The organism is Streptomyces sp. NPDC021749, from assembly GCF_040640655.1.
Lineage (GTDB): Bacteria > Actinomycetota > Actinomycetes > Streptomycetales > Streptomycetaceae > Streptomyces.
On the sequence record NZ_JBFACE010000028.1, the window covers coordinates 64,497 to 87,314 of the forward strand.

At 71.9% G+C, this 22,818-nt stretch carries 15 protein-coding genes; 3 read left to right on the plus strand and 12 right to left on the minus strand.

Annotated elements, in window-relative coordinates; translation table 11 throughout:
* Positions 1–150: 150 nt before the first annotated feature.
* The 6 genes from AB0G35_RS25195 to AB0G35_RS25220 all read right to left on the minus strand — a co-directional run bounded on the left by AB0G35_RS25195 (position 151) and on the right by AB0G35_RS25220 (position 11,416).
* Positions 151–1,452 carry a site-2 protease family protein gene (locus AB0G35_RS25195; RefSeq protein WP_360953701.1) on the minus strand — a complete coding sequence of 434 codons (1,302 nt, stop codon included), beginning with the start codon at positions 1,450–1,452 and terminating at the stop codon, positions 151–153.
* Entirely contained in the window at positions 1,449–2,723 is a 1,275-nt protein-coding gene (gene dxr / locus AB0G35_RS25200; protein WP_360953703.1) for a 1-deoxy-D-xylulose-5-phosphate reductoisomerase, read from the minus strand. The genes AB0G35_RS25195 and dxr overlap by 4 nt, the downstream gene beginning before the upstream one ends.
* A gap of 97 nt (positions 2,724–2,820) precedes the next feature.
* Complete coding sequence (locus AB0G35_RS25205; protein ID WP_360953706.1) at positions 2,821–4,740, minus strand: acyl-CoA dehydrogenase family protein; 1,920 nt, start codon at positions 4,738–4,740, stop codon at positions 2,821–2,823.
* Positions 4,741–5,310: 570 nt separating this feature from the next.
* On the minus strand, positions 5,311–6,771 hold the full coding sequence (locus tag AB0G35_RS25210) for an aldehyde dehydrogenase family protein (protein ID WP_360953709.1): 1,461 nt from the start codon (positions 6,769–6,771) through the stop codon (positions 5,311–5,313).
* Positions 6,772–7,091: 320 nt separating this feature from the next.
* Positions 7,092–8,849 (minus strand): PucR family transcriptional regulator, encoded by a 1,758-nt coding sequence (locus tag AB0G35_RS25215; RefSeq protein ID WP_360953712.1) that lies wholly within the window; start codon positions 8,847–8,849, stop codon positions 7,092–7,094.
* A 365-nt stretch (positions 8,850–9,214) separates the two neighbouring features.
* Positions 9,215–11,416, minus strand: coding sequence for an ATP-binding protein (locus AB0G35_RS25220; protein ID WP_360953715.1), 2,202 nt, complete (start codon positions 11,414–11,416; stop codon positions 9,215–9,217).
* A gap of 286 nt (positions 11,417–11,702) precedes the next feature.
* Between AB0G35_RS25220 and gabT the strand changes: the two genes are divergently transcribed.
* Positions 11,703–13,052, plus strand: coding sequence for a 4-aminobutyrate--2-oxoglutarate transaminase (gabT, locus tag AB0G35_RS25225; protein WP_360953718.1), 1,350 nt, complete (start codon positions 11,703–11,705; stop codon positions 13,050–13,052).
* Positions 13,053–13,729: 677 nt separating this feature from the next.
* The gene (locus AB0G35_RS25230; RefSeq protein ID WP_360953806.1) at positions 13,730–14,473 is read left to right on the plus strand and encodes a phosphatase PAP2 family protein; all 744 of its coding nucleotides are present in this window, start codon (positions 13,730–13,732) and stop codon (positions 14,471–14,473) included.
* Between the two features lie 60 nt (positions 14,474–14,533).
* Here AB0G35_RS25230 and AB0G35_RS25235 read toward each other — a convergent pair whose 3' ends face one another.
* The 6 genes from AB0G35_RS25235 to AB0G35_RS25260 form a co-directional block, all read right to left on the minus strand.
* Positions 14,534–15,955 carry an FAD-dependent oxidoreductase gene (locus AB0G35_RS25235; protein ID WP_360953721.1) on the minus strand — a complete coding sequence of 474 codons (1,422 nt, stop codon included), beginning with the start codon at positions 15,953–15,955 and terminating at the stop codon, positions 14,534–14,536.
* A gap of 14 nt (positions 15,956–15,969) precedes the next feature.
* Positions 15,970–16,839: an ABC transporter permease gene (locus AB0G35_RS25240; RefSeq protein ID WP_360953724.1), complete on the minus strand. Its 870-nt coding sequence runs from the start codon at positions 16,837–16,839 to the stop codon at positions 15,970–15,972.
* Positions 16,839–17,774: an ABC transporter permease gene (locus AB0G35_RS25245; RefSeq protein ID WP_360953727.1), complete on the minus strand. Its 936-nt coding sequence runs from the start codon at positions 17,772–17,774 to the stop codon at positions 16,839–16,841. Before AB0G35_RS25245 ends, AB0G35_RS25240 begins: the two co-directional genes overlap by 1 nt.
* On the minus strand, positions 17,771–18,934 hold the full coding sequence (locus AB0G35_RS25250) for an ABC transporter ATP-binding protein (RefSeq protein WP_360953730.1): 1,164 nt from the start codon (positions 18,932–18,934) through the stop codon (positions 17,771–17,773). The genes AB0G35_RS25245 and AB0G35_RS25250 overlap by 4 nt, the downstream gene beginning before the upstream one ends.
* Positions 18,935–18,996: 62 nt before the next feature.
* Positions 18,997–20,241 carry a spermidine/putrescine ABC transporter substrate-binding protein gene (locus tag AB0G35_RS25255; RefSeq protein WP_360953733.1) on the minus strand — a complete coding sequence of 415 codons (1,245 nt, stop codon included), beginning with the start codon at positions 20,239–20,241 and terminating at the stop codon, positions 18,997–18,999.
* A gap of 186 nt (positions 20,242–20,427) precedes the next feature.
* Complete coding sequence (locus AB0G35_RS25260) at positions 20,428–21,945, minus strand: gamma-aminobutyraldehyde dehydrogenase (RefSeq protein WP_360953736.1); 1,518 nt, start codon at positions 21,943–21,945, stop codon at positions 20,428–20,430.
* 262 nt (positions 21,946–22,207) lie between these two features.
* Between AB0G35_RS25260 and AB0G35_RS25265 the strand changes: the two genes are divergently transcribed.
* Positions 22,208–22,789, plus strand: a complete 582-nt coding sequence (locus AB0G35_RS25265; RefSeq protein WP_360953809.1) for an NADAR family protein — start codon at positions 22,208–22,210, stop codon at positions 22,787–22,789.
* Positions 22,790–22,818 lie beyond the last annotated feature (29 nt).

A 22,818-nucleotide genomic window follows, 5' to 3' on the forward strand; every position in this document is an offset into this window, starting at 1 on the left:
GGATCAAGGCCCCGCGTCGGCGGGCTCCGGCCTCCGACATTACGGCACCGGGCTCGCCCGGGGCACATCGAGGCCGTGTGCCCCCACTAACGGAGGCGGCCGGGCGCGCCCATACGGTGGCAGCGGGCCCGGCCGTCACGGATGTCCTGGTCAGGTGAGCTTCACCGGGTTCACCACGTCCGCCACGAGCACCAGCAGCGTGAAGCAGATGAAGATCCCGGCGACGACGTAGGCGACCGGCATGAGCTTGGCCACGTCGAAGGGCCCGGGGTCCGGCCGCCGGACGATCTTGGCGAAGGCCCGGCGGATGGACTCCCACACGGCGCCGGCGATGTGCCCGCCGTCGAGCGGGAGCAGCGGCAGCATGTTGAACAGGAACAGCGAGAGGTTGAACCCGGCGACCAGGAAGAGCATGGTCGCCACCCGCTGCTCCGGCGGGATGTGCAGCGAGAAGACCTCGCCGCCGACCCTCGCTGCGCCGACCACGCCCATCGGGGAGTCCTGCTTGCGCTCGCCGCCGTTGAAGGCCGCGTTCCACAGGTCCGGGACCTTGCCGGGCAGGTTGACCAGGGAGGAGACGCCCTGCTCGACCATGTTGCCCATGCGGTCGACGGACTGGCCGAAGGACTGCTGGACCACGCCGCTGGCCGGGGTGAAGCCGAGGAAGCCGGCGGTGACGAACTGGCCGGGGACGTAGCCGCCGTGCCCGTCGGTCTTGGCGACCTTGTTCTTGATCAGGTCGGCGTGCAGGGTCTTGCGGACGCCGTGCCGCTCGACGACCAGCGTGGCGGGTCCGGTGGTGTCCCGGATCTGCTGCTGGAGGGTGCCCCAGTCGGGGACGGCCCGGCCGTTGAACGTGAGGATCTTGTCGCCGGCGCGCAGGCCGGCGGCCTTGGCCGGGGAGTCCTTGGCGCCGGCCGGGCACTTGTCGGTCTTGGCGGCGGCCGAGATCACGCAGTCGGAGACGGAGCCGACCTGGGTCGTCTGGGTGTTGATGCCGAAGCCCATCAGGACGCTCATGAAGATCACGACCGCCAGGATCAGGTTCATGAACGGCCCGGCGAACATCACGATGATGCGCTTCCAGGGCTTGCGGGTGTAGAAGAGCCGCTTCTCGTCGCCGGGCTGCAGTTCCTCGAAGGCCGCCGAGCGGGCGTCCTCGATCATGCCGCGGAACGGCGAGGTGGAGCGGGCCTGCAGCTTCCCGTCGTCCCCGGGCGGGAACATCCCGATCATGCGGATGTAGCCGCCGAGCGGGATGGCCTTGATGCCGTACTCGGTGTCGCCCTTCTTGCGGGAGAAGATCGTCGGCCCGAAGCCCACCATGTACTGCGGCACGCGGATGCCGAACATCTTGGCCGTGGAGAGGTGGCCGAGTTCGTGCCAGGCGATGGAGAACAGCAGGCCGACGACGAAGACGACTATGCCGAGGATGGTCATCCAGGTCGTCATGCGCGAGCCTCCGAGGGGGTCCGTGCCGCACGGGCGGCCAGTTCGCGGGCGCGGGCGCGCGCCCAGGTCTCCGCCTCCAGGACGTCCGCGACGGTCAGGGAAGTTCCCGAGGCGGGCGTGCCGTGTTCGGCGACCACCTCCGCGACGGTATCCACAATCCCTGTGAACGGCAGCCCGTCCTTCAGGAAGGCGTCCACGCATTCCTCGTTCGCGGCGTTGAAGACGGCCGGTGCGGTGCCGCCCAGGGAGCCGACGTGGCAGGCGAGCGGTACGGCCGGGAAGGCCTCGGTGTCCAGCGGGAAGAACTCCCAGGTCTGCGCCGTGGTCCAGTCGACGCCCAGGGCGGCGTCCGGGACCCGGTCCGGCCAGCCCAGACCCAGTGCGATCGGCATCCGCATGTCGGGCGGGCTGGCCTGGGCGAGGGTGGAGCCGTCGGTGAACTCCACCATCGAGTGGATGTAGGACTGCGGGTGGACGACGACCTCGATCGCGTCGAAGGGGACGTCGAAGAGCAGGTGCGCCTCGATGACCTCCAGGCCCTTGTTGACCAGGGTCGCGGAGTTGATGGTGACGACCGGGCCCATGGACCAGGTGGGGTGGGCCAGCGCCTGCTCGGGGGTGACCCCGGCCAGCTCCGCCTTCGTACGACCGCGGAACGGGCCGCCGGAAGCGGTGACCACGAGCTTGCGGACCTCGGCGCGGGCGCCGCCGGTCAGTGCCTGGAAGAGCGCGGAGTGCTCGGAGTCGACGGGGATGATCTGGCCGGGCTTCGCGACGGCCTTGACCAGCGGGCCGCCGACGATCAGGGACTCCTTGTTGGCCAGCGCCAGCACCCGGCCCGCCTTGAGGGCGGCCAGGGTCGGGGCGAGGCCGATGGAGCCGGTGATGCCGTTGAGGACGGTGTGGCAGGGGGAGGCGGCGAGTTCGGTGGCGGCGTCGGGGCCGGCCAGGATCTCGGGGAGCTTCTCGCCCGGGCCGTACTGCTCGGCGAGCGCGGCGCGCAGCGCGGGGGCGGCGTCCTCGCGGGCCACCGCGACGGTCTCCACCCGCAGCCGGTGCGCCTGCTCGGCGAGCAGCTCGGGCCGGCCGCCGGCCGCGGAGAGCGCGGTCACCCGGAAGCGGTCGGGATTGCGCAGCACGATGTCGATCGCCTGGGTGCCGATCGAGCCGGTCGAGCCGAGGATCACCAGGGAGCGGGGCCGGCCCGGGCCGCCGGGGTCGCCGGCGGCCGGCTCGAAGCGCAGGTGCGGATGGGCGAGGGAGTCCGTCATGGGGTCCATTGTGGCCGGTCGCGGGGTGCCGTGGGCACGGAGGGCACACGGCGGGCCCGGTCCGGCCGATCAGCGGCGGACCGGGCCCGGGTGTGGTTCAGCCGATGGGGCGGTGGACGTTGTCCTTGGCGCTCGGGCCGGGGGTGGCGTCGGCGATCCACGGGCCGTCGCCGCTGGGGTCGATGATGCCCTCCTCCAGCCAGCCGTAGCTGCCGTCGAGGACGCCGGAGACGACCTTGCGGTCGAGTTCGTCGGTGTTGGACCACAGCCGGCCGAAGAGCTCCTCGATCCGGATCCGCGCCTGCCGGCAGAACGCGTCGGCCAGTTGCTGCGCCTCGCGGCCGTGGTCGCCGGTCTCGCGCAGGTGCTCGGCGCGGACGCAGGCGGCGCTCATCGCGAAGAGTTCGGCGCCGATGTCGACGATCCGGCCGAGGAAGCCCTGTTTGGTCTCCATCCGGCCCTGCCAGCGCGACATCGCGTAGAACGTGGACCGGGCGAGCTTGCGCGAGGTCCGCTCGACGTACCGCAGGTGCCCGGCGAGGATGCCGAACTCCTGGTAGGTGCGCGGGAGTTGGCCGGGTCCGGCGACGAGCTTGGGCAGCCAGCGGGCGTAGAACCCGCCGGCCTTGGCGGCCGCCCGGCCCTTGTCGGCGAGGGACTTGTCGGGGTCGATGAGGTCACCGGCGACGGAGAGGTGGGCGTCCACCGCCTCCCGGGCGATCAGCAGGTGCATGATCTCGGTGGAGCCCTCGAAGATCCGGTTGATCCGCATGTCGCGCAGCATCTGCTCGGCGGGGACCGCGCGTTCGCCGCGGGCGGCGAGCGAGGGAGCGGTCTCGAAGCCGCGGCCGCCGCGGATCTGGACGAGTTCGTCGGCCATCAGCCAGCCCATTTCGGAGCCGTAGAGCTTGGCGAGGGCGGCCTCGATGCGGATGTCGTTGCGGTTCTCGTCGGCCATCTGGGAGGACAGGTCGACGACCGCTTCCAGGGCGAAGGTGGTCGCGGCGATGAAGGAGATCTTGGCGCCGACGGCCTCGTGCTTGGCGATCGGCCGGCCCCACTGCTCGCGGGCCGCGGACCACTCCCGGGCGACCTTCAGGCACCACTTGCCGGAGCCGACGCACATCGCGGGCAGCGAGAGCCGTCCGGTGTTGAGCGTGGTCAGGGCGATCTTCAGGCCGGCGCCCTCGGGGCCGATGCGGTTCGCGGCCGGGACCCGCACCCGGTGGAAGCGGGTGACGCCGTTCTCCAGGCCGCGCAGGCCCATGAAGGCGTTGCGGTTCTCGACGGTGATGCCGGGCGAGTCGGCCTCGACGACGAAGGCGGTGATGCCGCCCTTGTGGCCCTCGGAGGCGGGCACCCGGGCCATCACCACCAGCAGGTCGGCGACCACGCCGTTGGTGGTCCACAGCTTGACCCCGTCGAGCACGTACTCGTCGCCCTCCGGGACGGCCGTGGTCGCGAGCCGGGCCGGGTCCGAACCGACGTCCGGCTCGGTCAGCAGGAACGCCGAGATGTCCGTACGGGCCAGCCGCGGCAGGAAGGTCTCCTTCTGCTGCTTGGTGCCGAACAGCTTCAGCGGCTGCGGTACACCGATCGACTGGTGGGCCGAGAGCAGCGCGCCGATGGCGGGGCTGGCGGTGCCGACCAGGGACAGCGCCCGGTTGTAGTAGACCTGGGTGAGCCCCAGGCCGCCGTATTTGGGGTCGATCTTCATCCCGAGCGCGCCGAGCTCCTTGAGCCCGCGCACCGTCTCGTCCGGAATCCTGCCCTCGCGCTCGATCCGCGCGCCGTCGATCTCCGTCTCGCAGAAGTCCCGCAGGGTGGCGAGGAACTTCTCACCGCGGCGCACGTCGTCCACGGCGGGCGTGGGGTGCGGATGGATCAGGTCGAGCCGGAAGCGCCCCAGGAACAGTTCCTTGGCGAAGCTCGGCTTGCGCCAGTCCTGCTCGCGGGCCGCCTCGGCGACCTGGCGTGCTTCGCGCTCGGAGACGTTGCGGATGGATGGAGCGGTCATCAGGAGCTCACCTCGCCGCGGGGTCGGGAGTTCAGCGCCGGCGGGCCGGTCGGCCGCTGGACAGCGCTACTTGTGAGAGTTACCCGATCCGCGCGGCTTGCACCACTGGAGGTACCGGCCGCGGCGGGCCGCAACGGTGCCTCCCGGCCATGGGGCGCCTGCGCACCGGCGGGGCGACGGCCCGGCCGGCCGTCATCGGCCCTTCGGGGGGTGCGCGCATACCGCGCTGGTTGTACGTACCCGCCGGTCTCCCCCCTGGGACACGGCCGCGGCTCCCCCTGGGACAGGAGGCGCCGGGGCGGTCCGCGCCGTACGGTCAAGATCCGGCACGACGGGGGAACGGTGCCGGAGAACGGGGGACGCGGCGCGCTCCGGAAACAGGGTGCCGGAGCGCGCCGCGTCGAGGGCCGGCGCCGGGGGGTGCGCCGGCCGGGGTCAGGACGGTGAGTGGCCCGAGGGAAGGCCGTCGCTGTCCACCGGTCCCGACCTGGTCGGGGGTGCGGAGGAGTGCGGTGGCACCGGCTCCCGGCGCCACCGGGTGGTGCCCCTTGCGGGGCACCGGACCGGGTCCTACAGGGCCAGGCCGGTGAGGACCAGCACCCGCTCGTAGGTGTAGTCGTCCATGGCGAACCGGACGCCCTCGCGGCCCACGCCGGACTGCTTGACGCCGCCGTACGGCATCTGGTCCGCGCGGTAGGACGGCACGTCGCCGATGACCACGCCGCCGACCTCCAGCACCCGGTGGGCACGGAAGGCGGTCTTGGCGTCGTGGGTGAACACGCCCGCCTGCAGGCCGTACTTGGAGTCGTTGACCGCCGCGAAGGCCGCGTCCACCCCGTCGACCTTGGTGAGGGTGAGCACCGGGCCGAAGACCTCCTCGCAGGCGAGGGTGGCGCCCGCGGGCACGTCCTCCAGCACGGTCGGCGCGTAGGAGGCGCCGTCGCGCTTGCCGCCGGCGAGCAGCTTGGCGCCGCCCTGCACGGCCTCGTCCACCCAGGCCTCGACGCGCTTGGCGGCGTCCTCGTTCACCAGCGGGCCGACCTCGGTCGCGTCGTCCGACGGGTCGCCGGTGACCTGGGCCTCGACGGCCGCCACGATCTTGGGCACCAGCCGGTCGTACACCGAGGCGTCCGCGATCACCCGCTGCACGGAGATGCAGGACTGGCCGCCCTGGTAGTTGGAGAAGATCGCGATCCGCTGCGCCGCCCAGTCCAGGTCCTCCTCGGAGGACCAGTCGGGCAGCACGACGGCCGCGCCGTTGCCGCCGAGCTCCAGGGTGCAGTGCTTGCGCGGCACCGAGTCGAGGATCGCGTAACCGACCTTCTCGGAGCCGGTGAAGGAGACGACCGGCAGCCGCTCGTCCTGGACCAGCGCCTCCATGCGCTCGTTGGGCACGGGGAGGATCGACCAGGAACCGGCCGGCAGGTCGGTCTCAGCGAGCAGCTCACCGAGGATCAGACCGGACAGCGGGGTGGCCGGGGCCGGCTTGAGGATGATCGGGGCGCCGGCGGCGATGGCCGGGGCGACCTTGTGGGCGCAGAGGTTGAGCGGGAAGTTGAACGGCGCGATGCCGAGGACCGTGCCGCGCGGGAAGCGGCGGGTCAGCGCGAGCCGGCCGGCGCCGCCCGCGTCGGTGTCCAGCCGCTGCGCCTCGCCGCCGTTGAAGCGACGGGCCTCCTCGGCCGCGAAGCGGAACACGGAGATCGCCCGGCCGACCTCACCGCGCGCCCACTTGATGGGCTTGCCGTTCTCCGCGGAGATCAGCCGCGCGATCTCCTCCGTGCGCTCGACGAGCCGGCGCTGCACGTGGTCCAGCGCGGCCGCCCGTACGTGCGCGGGGGTCGCCGCGAACTCCTCCTGGACCGCGACGGAGGCCGCGATGGCCTCCTCGACCTGGTCCTCGGTGGGCACGCTCACCGTGCCGACGAGACGTCCGTCCCACGGGGAGGTGACATCGAAGGTGGCCTCGCCGGTGGCCTCGCGGCCGGCGAGCCAGAAGGCGGTGGGGGCTGCATCAGTGGGGATCGGCACAGTGGAACCCGGCCCTTCAGACGTGGTGGGTGATGCGCATGGCTCAGCGAGCGGCTCTGCGGTTTGGACTGCTGCCCCCACGGTAGGGGCGCACCGCCGCGATGGCGTTTGTCCGAAGCGGCGTAATCAGGGGGCGGGGCTCTCCGTGGTGGAGGGGCGCGGGGGTACCGGGGGCCGGGGCCGAGGGCGCGGTGGGGCCGGGTGGGCTCGGTTCACTCCCCGCCACGCGGCGACGGCGGGGCGCGGTGGAGCCGGATGGGCTCGGCTCGCTCCCCGCCACGTGGCGACGGCGGGGCGCGGTGGAGCCGGATGGGCTCGGCTCACTCCCCGCCACGCGGCGACGGCGACGGCGACGGCGACGGCGACGGCGACGGCGACGATGGTGACGACGCGGACGACGACGAGGTCGCCTTCAACGCCAGCCACAGCTCCATCCGCACGTCCGCGTCGTCCAGCGACCGCCCCAGGATCTCCTCCACCCGCCGCATCCGGTAGCGCAGCGTGTGCCGGTGGACGCCCAGGTCGGCGGCGGCCGCGTCCCACTGGCCGTGCCGGGCGAGCCAGGCCCGCAGCGAGGCCACGAGATCACCGCGGCCGGTCGCGTCATGCTCGCGCAGCGCCCGCAGCAGCCCGTCCGCGAACGCCCGGACCGCGTCGTCGGCGAGCAGCGGCAGGACGGAGCCGGCGGCCACGTCCTCGTGCTCGACCAGCACCCGGCCGCGCCGCCGGGCCACCGACAGCGCCTGCTCGGCCTGCCGGTAGGCGTTCGCGGCGGCCGCCGGCCCGGTCGGCGCGGACAGCCCGACGGCCAGTCCCTCACCGCCCGGTTCGGTACGCCCCGCCCGGCCCCGCGCGCGGGCCTGCGCACCGGCCCGGGCCTCGGCCTGCGCCGCATACGCCGCACACGCGTCCGCCGCCGCACCGCCGTCCGTGACCAGCACGATCAGCCGGCCGCCGTCCGGCACCGCGAGCACCGCCTCACCGGTCCGTGCCGCCGCCGAGTCCATGGCGTCGGCGAGCGCGTCCAGCGCCCCGCCCATGCTGTTGCTGTTGTTGTTGTTGCTGCTGCTGCTGCTGCGACGAGACGTACCGGAGGACGAGGCACCGGCCGACCCGCCGCCCTCCTCCCCCGGCACCGCTTCCGCGACCACCACCCGGAACGGCGCGTCCAGCAGCCCGCCGTAGAGCCGCCCCGCGACCGCGCGCGCATGGTCGGGCTCGCCCGCCAGCAGCATCTTCAGCACCGCGGCGCCCAGCCGCTGTTCGGCGTCCTGCAGCGCCCGGGACCGCTCGGTGGTCAGCGTCAGCAGCGCGACCGCGGAGTGCACCGCGTACCGCTCGGCCGTTCCGAGCGGCGCACCGGTGCCCACCGCGAGCACCCCGCGGGCCCGCCGGCCGGTGCCCAGCGACTGCAGCTCGACCCGGTCGTCGCCCTCGGCGTCACTCACCACCGAGCTCGCCGGCGCGGGCCGTTCCCTGAGCCGCGCCACGTCCTCCGCGAGCCGCGCCGCCCGCCGCGCCGCCCAGTCGGGGGCGGCCGCCACGACGGCCCCCGAGGCGTCGTACAGCGCCGCCCACCCGTCCAGGTGCGCGGCGAGCCGGGCCAGCAGTTCGGTCGGGCCCTCGGCGCTGAGCGCCGCCCGGGTCAGCTCCCGCTGCGCCTCGAAGCCGGCGGTCACGGCGCGGTACTGGTCGGCGGCCACCGCCGCCGACACGGCCTTGCTGATCGCGATGAACGGCGTCCGGCGCGGCACGCCCAGCAGCGGCAGCCCCTGCTCCCGCGCCGCCGCCACCAGCGGCTCCGGGACGTCCTCGTAGTTCACCCCGATCGCGAAGCCCAGCCCGACCACCCCGGCCTCCGCCACCCGCCGCACGTACCTCCGGGTGGCCTCCGGGTCCTCCGCGTCCAGCTTCAGCGCCGTGATCAGCAGCAGCTCGCCACCCTCCATATACGGCACCGGATCGATCAGCTCACTGGCATGCGCCCAGCGCACCGGCACGTCCAGCCGCCCCTCGCCCGCGAGCACGGTCAGCTTGAGCGCGGTGTGGTTGACCAGGGAGGCGAGCGTGTGCGGCATAGGACCTTCGATGGCTTCGGTGACTTCGGTGACTTCGGTGACGTCGACGATTTCGCTGACTTCGCTGACTTCGCTGACTTCGCTGACTTCGCTGGCTTCGCCGACTCCGCAGACATCTCGCTGCCTTCGGCGAACCCGAGCGGACAACCGATCGTCGACCACCCGACAACCGGCCCACGACCCATTCTTTACGCCGCCCCGTACGAACGGCCACCCCCGATTCTGCCTCAACGGCGGAATCGGGGGGCCTGGGGTGCCGGGGGGGCCTGGCGTGCCGGGGGGCCTGGCGTGCTGGGGGGCCTGGCGTGCCGGGGGTGGGGGCGTGGGCCGCGGGGTGGGGGGGGCGTGGGCCGCGGGGTGGCGGGTCAGGAGCGGAGGTCTACGAGGACGGGTGGGGCGTGTTCCCCGGTCACGCTGGTCACCGAGAGCACCGCATGCCCCGCAGGGACGGAGTTGGCGAGGTCGGAGGCGGACCAGCGTTCCCGCTCCACGGTCCGCACGGTGACGGCCTTGGCGGTGGCGGCCTTACCGGTGACCAGGTGACGGAAGACGTGGAACGCCTTCCCCGCGGCACTCTCCGCGATGATCTGACGGTCCGTCACATCACGGGTCTCCACCCACTCCTTGCCCCAGACCTCGGCGAACCGCGCACCGTCCCAGGTCGTGACGCCCGCGAACGCCATCCGGCAGCCGACCGCGCCGAGCAGCGTGCCGCGCAGCGCGTCCGGGACGTCGTCGAGGGAGCGCAGGGTGAGCACCACGCCCGCATTCGCCGAGCGCAGCCGCTGGAGACCACGGAGCGCCTCGGCCGTGATGGTGTGCGCGGCCTCGTCCAGCACCAGACAGGCGAACAGCGAGCGGTCGCTGCGGGCCACCGCGCACTCGGTGAACTGCGCCAGCACCAACCGGGCGAGGATCCGCGAGGCCTCCGCGTGGCCGCGCTCGGGCAGTTCGATCCGTACCCGCAGCGGATGGTCGAGGGCGTGCAGCGAAACCTGGCGGGTGCGCCCCGTCGGGTCGAAGAACGCGGCGAAGGCGGGTCGGTCCAGGAGGGCGAGACGGTCGGCGAGGAGAACGGCGACGTCGCCGGGGCGCTCGGCCTGGCGGGCCCGGGCGTCCAGTTCACGCAGCAGGGTGTGGGCCTCGGCCTCCTCCAGAGCGGTGCGCAGGTCGGCGATCGTCTGGGGCACCGCGTCCAGGAGCGCGCGCAGTTCGGGGACCGTCGGGAAGCGGTCATGGACGGCACGGAACGGGCCGAGCAGCTGGGCCAGTGCGGTCGCGGCCCGCCGGCTGTCCCCACCGGGCAACTGCTCGGCGAGGTCACCGACCAGCGCCTCGGCGAGGATGCCCGCCGCCTCGTCGGGATCCGTGGTGCCGCCGTAGAGATCGAGATCGCAGTCCGGGTCCGGGCGGCCGACCCTGACCACCACGTCGAACGCCTCGTCGGGCCCCAGGTCCGACCCGGCCGGTCCGACGGCGATCACGGCGCACTGCCCGGCCAGCGCCTGGAGACACATCGACTCCACGACCGGCTTCACGACCCGGGTGGTCTTCCCGCTCCCCGCGGGCCCGACGGCCAGCAGGGACGTCCCCAGCACCCCGGGCTCCAGGGCACAGCCGACCCCGCGGTGCTGGTAGGGGTTGCGGGGGTGGTCGGCGGCGGTGCCGATACGGACCTGGTGGGCGAGCAGATCGTGCGCGGCGGCCCGGCGCGGCAGGTCACGCCGGCCCGAGGGGTGCGCACAGGCGGCCGCGCCGTGCCGGAGCACAGTGTCGGTGAACGTCGCGAGGGAGTTCTTACCGGACCGGACCGACCGCCAGGCCCGTTCGATCCTGGCCACGTCCACGTCGTTCATCCGCCCGGCACGCGCCTCGGCGGCCAGCCGCTCGGCCGCATCCACCGCACCGTGCGCCCGCAGCTCGGGCCACTGCGCGGGATCGGAGGCGGACGGGGGCTTGGGGGCGGCGGTGGCGGGGGTGCGGAGGCGGCGGAAGACCGGCATCACGTATCGACGCGCCAGCTCGGGCCAGCGGCCGAGACGGCCGAAGAAGATTGCGATGCCGAGGATCCACAAAGCACTGTAAATACGCGTTACCACCGCATAAATGACCTCGTCACTGGGTGTTGTGCCCACCACCCAGGAGTGCGGGACGAGAGCTTCGAGCGGCCACACCCAATACGTCCCCAAGTACCCGTTCCACAACAACGACCACAACAGCCACCCGCACAAGAACGAGATGACCGCCCCGCTGACCAGTTGGCGAGCCGGGACCCGGTCGGGCTCCTCCGCCGGGCGGGGGCGGTGCCCGTAGGTCCATACGCCGGGTGCCGCCGCCGGGCGTGGCATGCGGAGCCAGCTCACCACCGCCGGCTCGGGCGCGCCCGTGCCGGCGGCCGGCGCCGTAGTGGGCGGGAGGGTGGGCACGGCCGATACCACCGGTGGGGCAGAGGGGGGTGGCGGAGTGGGCGGGGCCGCGGGACGCGGCACGGTGGGATCGGTCCGGTGCGCTCCGCCCGACGGCTGGGGAGCGGTGTGACGTGCGTCGTGCGTGCCCTCGGTGTCCATCCGGTGCCCCTTGTCCCCCTTGAGCCGTGGCCTGGTGTGTGGCGGTGCGGCCGCGCCGTGGGCCGGCGGTGCCGCGTTGTCATTGTCATGCCCGCGCTGGTGGGCGCCGCTGCCGGGCGCGCCGGCGCTCAATCTACTGGCCGGGAGCCGTCGCTATGTCCGGTGCGGACAACGCAACACGCGCACTTCTCCCGAACGGAACATGCCAGACCCGCCCGACCGCCCCTAGCCTGCGAGAACAAGACTCAAGACGTCTGTCCGTTCCCGTTCCATCCAGGAGACTGCCATGAGCGAACTGTCCGGAGGCCCCGCCCTTCCCCAGGAGCGTCGCGTCGTCACCGCGATCCCCGGCCCGAAGTCGCAGGAGCTGTGGGCCCGTAAGCAGGCCACGGTCGCCAGTGGCGTCGGCGCCGTGCTGCCTGTCTTCGTGAAGCGGGCCGGCGGTGGCGTCCTGGAGGACGTGGACGGCAACTCCCTGATCGACTTCGGCTCGGGCATCGCCGTGACCTCGGTCGGCAACAGCGCGGAGGCGGTCGTCCGCCGGGCCACCGCGCAGCTCGCCGACTTCACCCACACCTGTGTGATGGTGACGCCGTACGAGCCGTACATCGAGGTCTGTGAGGCGCTGGCCGAGCTGACCCCGGGCGACCACGAGAAGAAGTCGGCGCTGTTCAACTCCGGTGCGGAGGCGGTCGAGAACGCCGTCAAGATCGCGCGGGCGTACACCAAGCGGCAGGCCGTGGTCGTCTTCGACCACGGGTACCACGGCCGGACGAACCTGACGATGGCGCTCACCGCCAAGAACATGCCGTACAAGCACGGCTTCGGTCCGTTCGCGCCCGAGGTCTACCGCGTGCCGGTGGCCTACCCCTTCCGCTGGCTGACCGGCCCGGAGAACTGTGCTCAGGAGGCCGCGGAGCAGGCCATCACGCAGATCACCAAGCAGATCGGCGCCGAGAACGTCGCGGCGATCATCATCGAGCCGGTGCTCGGCGAGGGCGGTTTCATCGAGCCGGCCAAGGGATTCCTCCCGGCGATCGCGAACTTCGCCAAGGAGAACGGGATCGTCTTCGTCGCGGACGAGATCCAGTCCGGGTTCTGCCGTACGGGCCAGTGGTTCGCGTGCGAGGACGAGGGCATTGTGCCCGACCTGATCACCACCGCCAAGGGCATCGCCGGCGGTCTGCCGCTGGCGGCCGTGACCGGTCGCGCGGAGATCATGGACGCCGCGCACGCGGGCGGCCTGGGCGGCACCTACGGCGGTAACCCGGTCGCCTGCGCCGCCGCGCTCGGCTCGATCGAGACCATGCGCGAGCAGGACCTCAACGGCAAGGCCAAGCACATCGAGGAGGTCATGAAGGGCCGCCTCGTCGCGATGCAGGAGAAGTACGACATCATCGGCGAGGTCCGCGGCCGCGGCGCCATGATCGCGATCGAGCTGGTCAAGTCCGGTTCGAAGGAGCCCAACCCGGAGGCCACCGGCGCGCTCGCCAAGGCGTGCCACCAGGAGGGCCTGCTGGTCCTGACGACCGGTACGTTCGGCAACGTGCTGCGCTTCCTGCCGCCGCTGGTCATCGGCGACGACCTGCTCAACGAGGGTCTGGACATCCTTGAGGCGGCGTTCACGAAGATCTGATCCGCCGGGGATCGATACATCAGGGACTGACTGATCCGCCGGGGATCGAACCGTCAGGGACCAACTGGTCCGCCGGGGATCAAACCGTCAGGGACTGACCGGTCCACCCGGGATCGATCCGTCAGGGGCTGGCCCGCCAGGGACCGATCCGGCCGGGAGCTGATCCGGCCGGGAGCCCCGGAGTGAGCGGCCCGCAGCCTGTCTGCGGGCCGCTTTCCCGTGTCCGTACCGGGTGACGGCGCGTCTCCGCAGGTGGTGGCGGTCGGTCGCAATCCCGGCCTGATCACCCTCTTCCGGGCGGACGCGCGTAGCTGGAGATGCCGAGTGAAGAAGATGTGCGGGGCCGATGGCGGGCGGGTGATGCGGCTGTCCGGTGCGCTCCCCGTGCCGTACGGTTTCTGCAGATGAGAGAAACACCCCGCCCGCAGGGGACTGCGGGCGACGCCCGGTCGGCGCTTCCCCGGCTCCGGCCAGGCCGTGCCCTCGCGCACAAAGCCGGTCCCCCTCGTGAGAGGGGCACCGGGAATCCTCACCGATCGGATGTCCGCCCGCCCCATACCCCCCGGGGCGCGCGGGACACCGGTCAGCGCGGCCGCCTCGGGACCACCCCCCCTGTTCCGAGGCGGCCGAACCTTTTCCCGAACCGTCTTCCGGGGCCTCTCACCGCCTGGCGCGTGATGGTCGTCTGCGGGCTGCTGTTCGCCGTGCTCACCTGGCAGGTGGCGGCGCACGGTCCGCTGCGGGCGTACGACGAACGGCTGGGTCATGGCCTCGCCGGTGCCCGCGAACTCCCTTCCACCATCGCCGAGTTCTTTGCCGACCTCGGCAACACGGTTGTGGCGGTGCCGGTGTTGTCGGGGGTTGTGGTGCTGGCGGTGGTCATGGGTCGGGCCGGGTCGTGGTCCCGGCGGCGGGCCGGGGCCGCCGGCAGCCCGCCCCGGCGGTGGTGGCTGCCGCCGCTGGCCGCCGGGCTCGCGCTCGCCGCGGTGCCCGTGCTCGTCGTGCCGCTCAAGCTGTGGCTCGCCCGGCCCGGTCCACCGCAGATGGCCGGCGGCGGGCACGACGGCTTCTATCCGTCGGGCCATGCCGCCACGGCGGCGGTCGCCTACGGAGTGGCCGCGCTGCTGCTGATCCGCGGACGAGCTCCTCGCGCGATCCGGGCCGACCGCCGGGCCCGAGGACGGTGTCGGAGCCGGGCCCGCGGCAGGCTCCCGAGGACACCGGCCACGGCCACCGCGACCGTGCTGCTCAACCTCGCTGTCGGGGTGGGACTGGTACGGCGCGGTTATCACTGGCCGCTGGACGTCCTCGGCAGCTGGTGCCTGGCCGGGGTGGTGCTCGCGCTCTGGTGCGCCGTATGCGACCGCTGGGCGCCGGAGGTCACCGCCTCCACTCCCCCTGCACCGCCACCACTGCAGTGATACGACGGGCGAAGGGGCGGGCAGAAGCCATCCGCCCGCCCCGTGACGCCTCCGTCCCCGTCAGCTGTCGAACCCCAGCCCCACCTTGTCCATCGCCTTCAGCCACAGGTTGCGGCGTCCGCCGTGGGTGTCGGCGCGGGTCATCGACCACTGGGTGATGCCGATGCCGGCCCAGCGCAGCGGCTCGGGCGGGAAGGGCAGCGGCTTGCTGCGGACCATCTCCAGCTCCGTGCGCTCGGTGCGTTCGCCGGCGAGCAGGTCGAGCATCACGTCGGCGCCGAAGCGGGTCGCGCCCACGCCGAGGCCGGTGTAGCCGGTGGCGTAGGCGACCCGGCCGGCGTGTGCGGTGCCGAAGAACGCCGAGAAGCGGGCGCAGGTGTCGATCGCGCCGCCCCAGGTGTGGGTGAAGCGCAGGCCCTCCAACTGCGGGAAGCAGCGGAAGAAGTGCCGGGCGAGCTTCTCGTACGTCTCCGGGTGGTGGTCGTATTCCGCGCGGATCCCGCCGCCGTAGCGGTAGACGATGTCGTAGCCGCCCCACAGGATGCGGTTGTCGGCGGTGATGCGGAAGTAGTGGAAGTGGTTGTTGGAGTCGGAGAGGCCCTGGCGGTTCTTCCAGCCGATGGCGGCCAGCTGCTCGTCGGACAGCGGCTCGGTCATCAGGGCGTGGTCGTAGACCGGGACGATGTACGGGCGGATCCGCTTGACCAGGGACGGGAAGGCGTTGGTGCCGAGCGCGACCCGGCGGGCGAAGACCCGGCCGTACGGGGTGCGGACGGCCATGCCCGTGCCCTCGGAGGCCAGCGCGGTGGCGCGGGTGCGCTCGTAGATGCGCACCCCGAGGCCCAGACAGGCCTGCTTCAGGCCCCAGGCGAGCCGGGCCGGATGGAGCATGGCGACGCCGTTGCGGTCCCACAGGCCGGCCCGGAAGGTCGGTGAGTCGACCTCGGCGCGGAGTGCGTCCTCGTCGAGGAAGGTGTGCCGGTCCAGGCCGAGCTTCGCGGCGTCCTCGGCGGCCTCCTTGAGCTCGGCGATCTGGTGCGGCTCGGTGGCGATGTCGATCTCACCGGTGCGCTCGAAGTCGCAGTCGATGCCGTAGCGGGCCACCGCCTCCTCGATGGCGTCGAGGTTGCGGATGCCGAGTTCTTCGAGCTTGGCGAGTTCGCCGGGCCAGCGGGCCAGTCCGTTGCCCAGACCGTGGGTGAGGGAGGCGGCGCAGAAGCCGCCGTTGCGCCCGGAGGCGGCCCAGCCGATCTCGGCGCCTTCGATGAGCACGACGTCGCGCTGCGGGTCGCGCTCCTTGGCGAGCAGCGCGGTCCACAGTCCGGAGTAGCCGCCGCCGACGACGAGCAGGTCGCAGTTCTCGTCGCCGACGAGGGCGGGTTGCGCGGCGGGGCGGGCGGGGTCGTCCAGCCAGAAGGGGGTGGGGGTGGCGTCCGCGAGCGCGTGGACGGGGGACGGGGCGTTCATGGCAGCTCGTGCCATGGTTCTCAGCTCCTCTAGCTCCTTTTACGGCGTTTGCCGGCCAGTTGGCCGACCACTACGCACAACACGGCGACCAGGAACATCGCCGTACCGATGACATTGATCTGAACGGGTGTGCCCCGCTGTGCCGATCCCCAGACGAACATGGGGAAGGTCACGGTGGAGCCGGCGTTGAAGTTGGTGATGATGAAGTCGTCGAAGGAGAGCGCGAAGGAAAGCAGGGCGCCGGCCGCGATACCGGGCGCGGCGATCGGCAGCGTCACCCGCAGGAAGGTCTGGGTGGGCGAGGCGTAGAGGTCCTGGGCGGCCTGTTCGAGCCGGGGGTCCATGCTCATCACGCGGGCCTTGACGGCGGTGACGACGAAGCTCAGGCAGAACATGATGTGCGCGATGAGGATCGTCCAGAAGCCGAACTGGATGCCCATGTTGAGGAAGAGGGTCGCCAGTGAGGCGGCCATGACGACCTCGGGCATGGCCATCGGCAGGAAGATCAGGGTGTTGACGCCGGCCCGGGCGCGGAAGCGGTAGCGGGCCAGCGCGAACGCGATCATGGTGCCGAGGACGGTCGCGCCGACCGTGGCCCATACGGCGATCTGCAGGCTCAGCCCCAGCGAGCCGCACAGGTCGGCGACCCCGCACGGATCGGTCCAGGCGTCCGTGGAGAACCGCTGCCACTGGTAGTTGAAGCGGCCGTTGGGCTTGTTGAACGAGAAGACCATCACGACGAGGTTGGGCAGGATGAGGTAGCCCAGGGTGCCCAGCCCCGCGAGGGTGACGATGTTGCGGCGCAGCCAGCGCAGGCCCTTGTTGGGCGTGCGGCCGTTCGTGGGCGCCGTGGTTGCCGTGGTCTCGGCCGTGCCGGCCGTGGTCGCGGTTGCCGCCATCAGACCAGATCCTCCGTCCCGGACTTGCGGATGTAGATCGTGACCATGGCGAGGATGGTCGCCATGAGGATGAAGGAGAGCGCGGCGGCGGTCGGGTAGTCCAGGACCCGCAGGAACTGCGACTGGATGACGTTGCCGATCATCTTCTGGTCGGTGGAGCCCAGCAGTTCGGCGTTGATGTAGTCGCCGGCGGCCGGGATGAAGGTGAGCAGGGTGCCCGCGACGACGCCGGGCATCGACAGCGGGAAGGTCACCCGGCGGAAGGTGGTGGCCGGGCGGGCGTAGAGGTCGCCGGCCGCCTCGTGCAGCCGCGGGTCGATGCGCTCCAGCGAGGTGTAGAGCGGCAGGACCATGAACGGCAGGAAGTTGTACGTGAGTCCGCAGACCACCGCGAGCGGGGTGGCCAGCACCCGGTGTCCCTCGGTGATGCCCAGCGCGCTGGTGACGTCGAGGAGGTGCAGCGAGTTCAGGGCGGCGACGACCGGTCCGCCGTCGGCCAGGATCGTCTTCCAGGCCAGCGTGCGGATCAGGAAGCTGGTGAAGAACGGGGCGATGACCAGGATCATCACGACGTTGCGCCAGCGGCCCGCCTTGAAGGCGATGAGGTACGCCAGCGGGTAACCCAGGAGCAGGCAGAGCGCGGTGGCGATGGCGGCGTAGCCGACCGAGCGGACGAACTGCGGCCAGTATTCGCCGAGCGCGTCCCAGTAGGTGGCGAAGTGCCAGGTGACCTTGAAGCCCTCTTCGAGGGAGCCGGTCTGGATCGAGGTCGACGCCTGGTAGACGAGCGGGGCGGCGAAGAAGACGATCAGCCAGAGGATGCCGGGCAGCAGCAGCCAGTAGGGGACCAGCCGTTTGCGGGCCGGGGTCTTGCGCACCTCCAGGGGCGCGGCGGTCTGCTCGTCCGCTGGCGCGGGGGTCTCGGTGGTGGTCACGCGGCCTCCTCGTCGAGGTCCGCGCCGGCCTGGATGTCCTGGGTGGCGTCCAGCCCGAAGGTGTGCGCCGGGCTCCAGTGCAGCACGATCTCCGCGCCGGGGACGAGCCGGCCGTCGCGCTCGATGTTCTGCTCGTAGACGGCGAGTTCGCCCAGGCCCGGTACGTCGACGACGTACTGGGTGGAGACGCCGATGAAGCTGGCGTCCTTGATGCGGCCGGGCAGCCGGTTGTGGCCCTCGGTGATGGACCCGGCGTCGTCGGCGTGCCGCAGGGCGACCTTCTCGGGCCGGACGCCGGCCAGCACCTTCTCGCCCGTACGGGCCGAGGCGCTACACCGGGCGGCGGGCAGCCGGAGCTTGGCGTCCGCGGCCTTGAGCAGCAGTTCGTCGCCGCCGGCCTCGACGACCTCGGCCTCGATGAGGTTGGAGGTGCCCAGGAAGTTGGCGACGAAGGTGGTGGCGGGGTTCTCGTAGAGGTCGGCGGGGGCGCCGAGCTGCTCGACCCGGCCGCCGTTCATCACGGCCACGGTGTCGGCCATCGTCATGGCCTCCTCCTGGTCGTGGGTGACATGCACGAAGGTGATGCCAACCTCGGTCTGGATGCGCTTGAGCTCCAGCTGCATCTGGCGGCGCAGCTTGAGGTCGAGGGCGCCCAGCGGCTCGTCGAGGAGCAGCACCTGGGGGTGGTTGATCAGTGCGCGGGCGACCGCGACGCGCTGCTGCTGGCCGCCGGAGAGCTGCTGCGGCTTGCGGCGGGCCATCGGGCCGAGCTGGACCAGGTCGAGCATCTCCTCGACCTGCTTCTTGACGGACTTGATGCCGCGGCGGCGCAGTCCGAAGGCGATGTTCTCGTAGATGTCGAGGTGCGGGAAGAGCGCGTAGTTCTGGAAGACGGTGTTGACCTGGCGCTTGTAGGGCGGCAGGACGGTGACGTCCTGGCCCGCGAGTTCGACGGTCCCGGTGGTGGGCTCCTCCAGGCCGGCGATCATCCGCAGGGTGGTGGTCTTGCCGCAGCCGGAGGCGCCCAGCAGCGCGAAGAAGGAGCCCGCGGGGACGGTCAGGTCGAGCGGATGGACGGCGGTGAAGGAGCCGTAGGTCTTGCTTATCCCTTGGAGGCGGACGTCGCCGCCGCTGCTCTGGGGGGTCGCGGTCTTGGTCATGTCGGTCGTCCCGTGGGTCGGAGGGCGAAACGGCTCGGGGGCGGGCCCGGTGCGAGGTGGGGTCAGGCGCCGGTGAGGTCGGAGAACTTCTGGCTGAACGCCTTGTTCTCCTTGGCGGTCAGCGCGCGGAAGGAGTGGGACCTGGCGGCCATCTCCTTGTCCGGCAGGATCAGCGGGTTGGCCGCCGCCTTCTTGTCGATCTTGGCGAGTTCCTCGCGGACACCGTCGACCGGGCAGACGTAGTTGATGTATGCCGCGAGCTGCGCCGCCACCTTCGGCTCGTAGAAGTAGTCGATGAGCCGTTCGGCGTTTTCCTTGTGGCGGGCCTTGTTCGGCACCATCAGGTTGTCGGTGGACGTCATGTAGCCGCTCTTGGGGATGACGTACTCGATGTCCGGGTTGTCGTTCTGCAGCTGAACGATGTCGCCGGCCCAGGCCACGCACGCGGCGAGGTCGCCCTTGTCCAGGTCGGTGGTGTAGTCGTTGCCGGTGAAGCGGCGGATCTGCTTGGAGTCGACGCCCTTCTGGAGCCGGGCGATCGCCGCGTCGAAGTCGTCGGCGGTGACCTCCTCGGGCTTCTTGCCCATGTCCAGGAGAGTCAGGCCTATGGAGTCGCGCATCTCGGAGAGGAAGCCGACCCGGCCCTTGAGCCGCGGGTCCTCCAGCAGCTGGCTGACCGAGTCGACCTTCCGGCCGCCGGTGGCCTTCTTGTTGTACGCGATGATCGCGGGGATGCCCTGCCACACGTAGGAGTGCGCCCGGCCGGGGTCCCAGGCGGGGTCGCGGAACTGCCCCGAGAGGTTGGCGTAGGCGTGCGGCAGGTTGGCCGGGTCCAGCTTCTGGATCCAGCCGAGGGAGATCATCCGTGCGCACATCCAGTCGGTGAGCACGATCAGGTCGCGGCCGGTGTCCTGGCCGGCCGCCAGCTGTGCCTGGACCTTGCCGAAGAACTCGTCGTTGTCGTTGATGTCCTCGGTGTATTTGACGGCGATGCCGGTGCGCCGGGTGAAACGGTCCAGCGTCGGGTGGTGCTTGCCGTCGTCGCTGACGTCCATGTACTCGGTCCAGTTGGAGAAGTTGAGCCGCTTCTCCTTCCTGGAGTGGTCCTGGGACGCCGCGGCGTCGGTACGGCCGGCGGGCGGGATGCCGCAGGCCCCCAGAGCGCCCAGGCCGCCGGTGACGGCCGCCATGGCACCGCCCGCGCGCAGCAGCGAGCGGCGGGTCATGGCGAGCCGGCCGTTGGTCGCGCTCCGGCGGATGGCGGCGAGTTCGACCGCGGACAGGGGTTCGGGCTGGTGGTGCTCCATGCGCGGTGCCCTTTCAGGGGGTGAGCCCGGCGCTCGGCCGGCGGGGACGGTGCCGTGCGGCCGCTGGCCGCGGGGTGGGCCCGTACGGGCGGGGTACGGGCGGGGCGGGGCGAGGTGGGGGCTCGCTCCGGGGAGTCGTCCGGGGAACGGTCCGGGGGCCGTCCGAGGCCCCCGGGTGGTCCCTCATCAGGTGCGGTCCCCGAAGATCGTGCGGTGCCAGTCCTTCCTGGCGACCGCGGTGTTGTCATACATCACGTGCTTGACCTGGGTGTACTCCTCGAAGGAGTAGGCCGACATGTCCTTGCCGAAACCGGACGCCTTGGCGCCGCCGTGCGGCATCTCGCTGATGATCGGGATGTGGTCGTTGACCCAGACGCAGCCCGCCTTGATCTCACGGGTGGCGCGGCCGGTGCGGTAGACGTCCCGGCTCCAGGCGGAGGCGGCCAGCCCGTAGGGGGTGTCGTTGGCCAGGGCGATGCCCTCGTCGTCGCTGTCGAAGGGGAGCACGACCAGCACCGGGCCGAAGATCTCGGACTGCACTACCTCGCTGTCCTGGGGTGCGCCGGCGATCAGCGTGGGCAGGTAGTACGCGCCCTTGGCCAGCTCGCCCTGGGGGGCGTCGCCGCCGGTGACGACGGTGGCGTAGTCGCGCGCCCGGTCGACGAAGGCGGCCACCCGGTCGCGCTGGGTGTGCGAGATCAGCGGGCCCAGGTCGGTGGACGGGTCGAAGGGGTCGCCGAGCCGTACGGTCGCCATCAGGTCGGCGACGCCGCTGACGAACGCGTCGTAGAGCGGGCGCTGTACGTAGGCGCGGGTGGCGGCGGTGCAGTCCTGGCCGGTGTTGATCAGCGCCCCGGCGACCGCTCCGTGGACGGCCGCCTCCAGGTCGGCGTCGTCGAACACGACGAACGGGGCCTTGCCGCCGAGTTCGAGGTGGAGGCGCTTGACGGTGCCGGTGGCGATCTCGGCGACGCGCTTGCCGACGGCGGTCGAGCCGGTGAAGGAGGTCATCGCGACGGCGGGGTGTCCCACCAGGTGCTCACCGGCGTCCCGGCCGGCCCCGGAGACGATGTTGAGCACTCCGTCGGGCAGCCCGGCACGCTGGGCGGCCTGGGCGAAGAGCAGCGAGGTCAGCGGGGTGATCTCGGCGGGCTTCAGGACGATGGTGTTGCCCGCGGCGATGGCCGGCAGCACCTTCCAGGCGGCCATCTGGAGCGGGTAGTTCCAGGGCGCGATGGACCCGACGACGCCGATGGGCTCGCGGCGGATCACGGAGGTGTGGTCGGCGCTGTATTCGCCGGCCGCCTTGCCCTCCAGATGGCGGGCCGCACCGGCGAAGAACGCGGCATTGTCGATCGAACCCGGCACATCGAACTCATTGCTGAGCTTGATCGGCTTTCCGCAGTTCAGCGATTCCGCGAAGGCGAGATCGGCGGCGTCCTCGGCGAGCGCGGCGGCGAAGCGGTGGAGGGTGTCGGAGCGCTCGCCGGGCGTGGCACCGGCCCACTTGGGGAAGGCCCGTCCAGCCGCCTCGACGGCCGCGTCGACATCGGCCGTACCTGCGAGTTCGTAGCGGTACACGGTCTCGCCGGTCGCGGGGTCGACGACGTCCTGGCTCCGGCCCGAGGTGCCGCTCCGGAGGCTGCCCGCGATGAATTGCGCGCCCTGGGCGAATCGCTCGGTGACGTCGAATCGGTGATCCATGGTGCTCTCCTCCGCCGGGCGCCCGGGGCCGCTCCGCGGCACCGCCTGGCGTAGCTATTTCCGGAATCGATGGCCGATCTTGACAGAGTAGAACGGCCTCAACAAGGGATTCCGTTGTTGCCTTTTGGTTACGCGACGAATTCTGCGATTTCTACGGTACGGACCCCGACACGTTGTCAGTGCCCGCTGACAGAATCCCGGCATGATGCACGACAGCACGGGGGGCGACGCGGGGCAGGCCCCCGATATCGCCGGGGGGATCATGGACGGGCGCACCGCGGACGGGCCGCGCTCGGTCGAGGAACTGCGCCGGAAGACGTCCGCCGGCACGCGTCCGAAGTACGTCTTCTTCTGGGGGCACCGCCCGCGCCGGGACGGCGAGCTGAGCCCGAGCTGCTTCAGCCAGTGGTGGCCGGCCCCCTTCACGGTCGACGGGATCACGTACGCCACCGCCGAGCACTGGATGATGGCCGGCAAGGCCCGTCTCTTCGGCGACGCCGAGGCGGAGCGGCAGGCCCTCGCGGCCGGCCACCCCAAGCAGGCCAAGGACGCCGGCCGGAAGGTCCGGGGCTTCGACGAGGAGACCTGGCAGCGCCACCGCTTCGCCCTGGTCATCGAGGGCAGCCTGCACAAGTTCGGCCAGGACCCCGCCCTGCGGGACTTCCTGCTCGGCACGAACTCCCGGGTCCTGGTGGAGGCCAGCCCGCTGGACCGCATATGGGGCATCGGCCTGGCCGCCGACGACGAACGCGCCCCGGACCCGGGGCGCTGGCGCGGGCTGAACCTGCTGGGCTTCGCCCTGATGGAGGCCCGCCAGCGACTGCGCGAGGACACGGCGGCGTAGCGGGGGGATCCCCGGGGCCGCCCCCTGCC

Coding starts and splice junctions, on each gene's coding strand:
- AB0G35_RS25260 (WP_360953736.1), bottom strand. CDS start 21,945: ATGGATCACCGATTCGACGTCACCGAGCGATTCGCCCAGGGCGCGCAA.
- AB0G35_RS25235 (WP_360953721.1), bottom strand. CDS start 15,955: ATGGCACGAGCTGCCATGAACGCCCCGTCCCCCGTCCACGCGCTCGCG.
- gabT (WP_360953718.1), top strand. CDS start 11,703: ATGAGCGAACTGTCCGGAGGCCCCGCCCTTCCCCAGGAGCGTCGCGTC.
- AB0G35_RS25205 (WP_360953706.1), bottom strand. CDS start 4,740: ATGACCGCTCCATCCATCCGCAACGTCTCCGAGCGCGAAGCACGCCAG.
- AB0G35_RS25265 (WP_360953809.1), top strand. CDS start 22,208: ATGGACGGGCGCACCGCGGACGGGCCGCGCTCGGTCGAGGAACTGCGC.
- AB0G35_RS25250 (WP_360953730.1), bottom strand. CDS start 18,934: ATGACCAAGACCGCGACCCCCCAGAGCAGCGGCGGCGACGTCCGCCTC.
- AB0G35_RS25255 (WP_360953733.1), bottom strand. CDS start 20,241: ATGGAGCACCACCAGCCCGAACCCCTGTCCGCGGTCGAACTCGCCGCC.
- AB0G35_RS25195 (WP_360953701.1), bottom strand. CDS start 1,452: ATGACGACCTGGATGACCATCCTCGGCATAGTCGTCTTCGTCGTCGGC.
- dxr (WP_360953703.1), bottom strand. CDS start 2,723: ATGACGGACTCCCTCGCCCATCCGCACCTGCGCTTCGAGCCGGCCGCC.
- AB0G35_RS25215 (WP_360953712.1), bottom strand. CDS start 8,849: ATGCCGCACACGCTCGCCTCCCTGGTCAACCACACCGCGCTCAAGCTG.
- AB0G35_RS25240 (WP_360953724.1), bottom strand. CDS start 16,839: ATGGCGGCAACCGCGACCACGGCCGGCACGGCCGAGACCACGGCAACC.
- AB0G35_RS25220 (WP_360953715.1), bottom strand. CDS start 11,416: ATGGACACCGAGGGCACGCACGACGCACGTCACACCGCTCCCCAGCCG.
- AB0G35_RS25230 (WP_360953806.1), top strand. CDS start 13,730: ATGGTCGTCTGCGGGCTGCTGTTCGCCGTGCTCACCTGGCAGGTGGCG.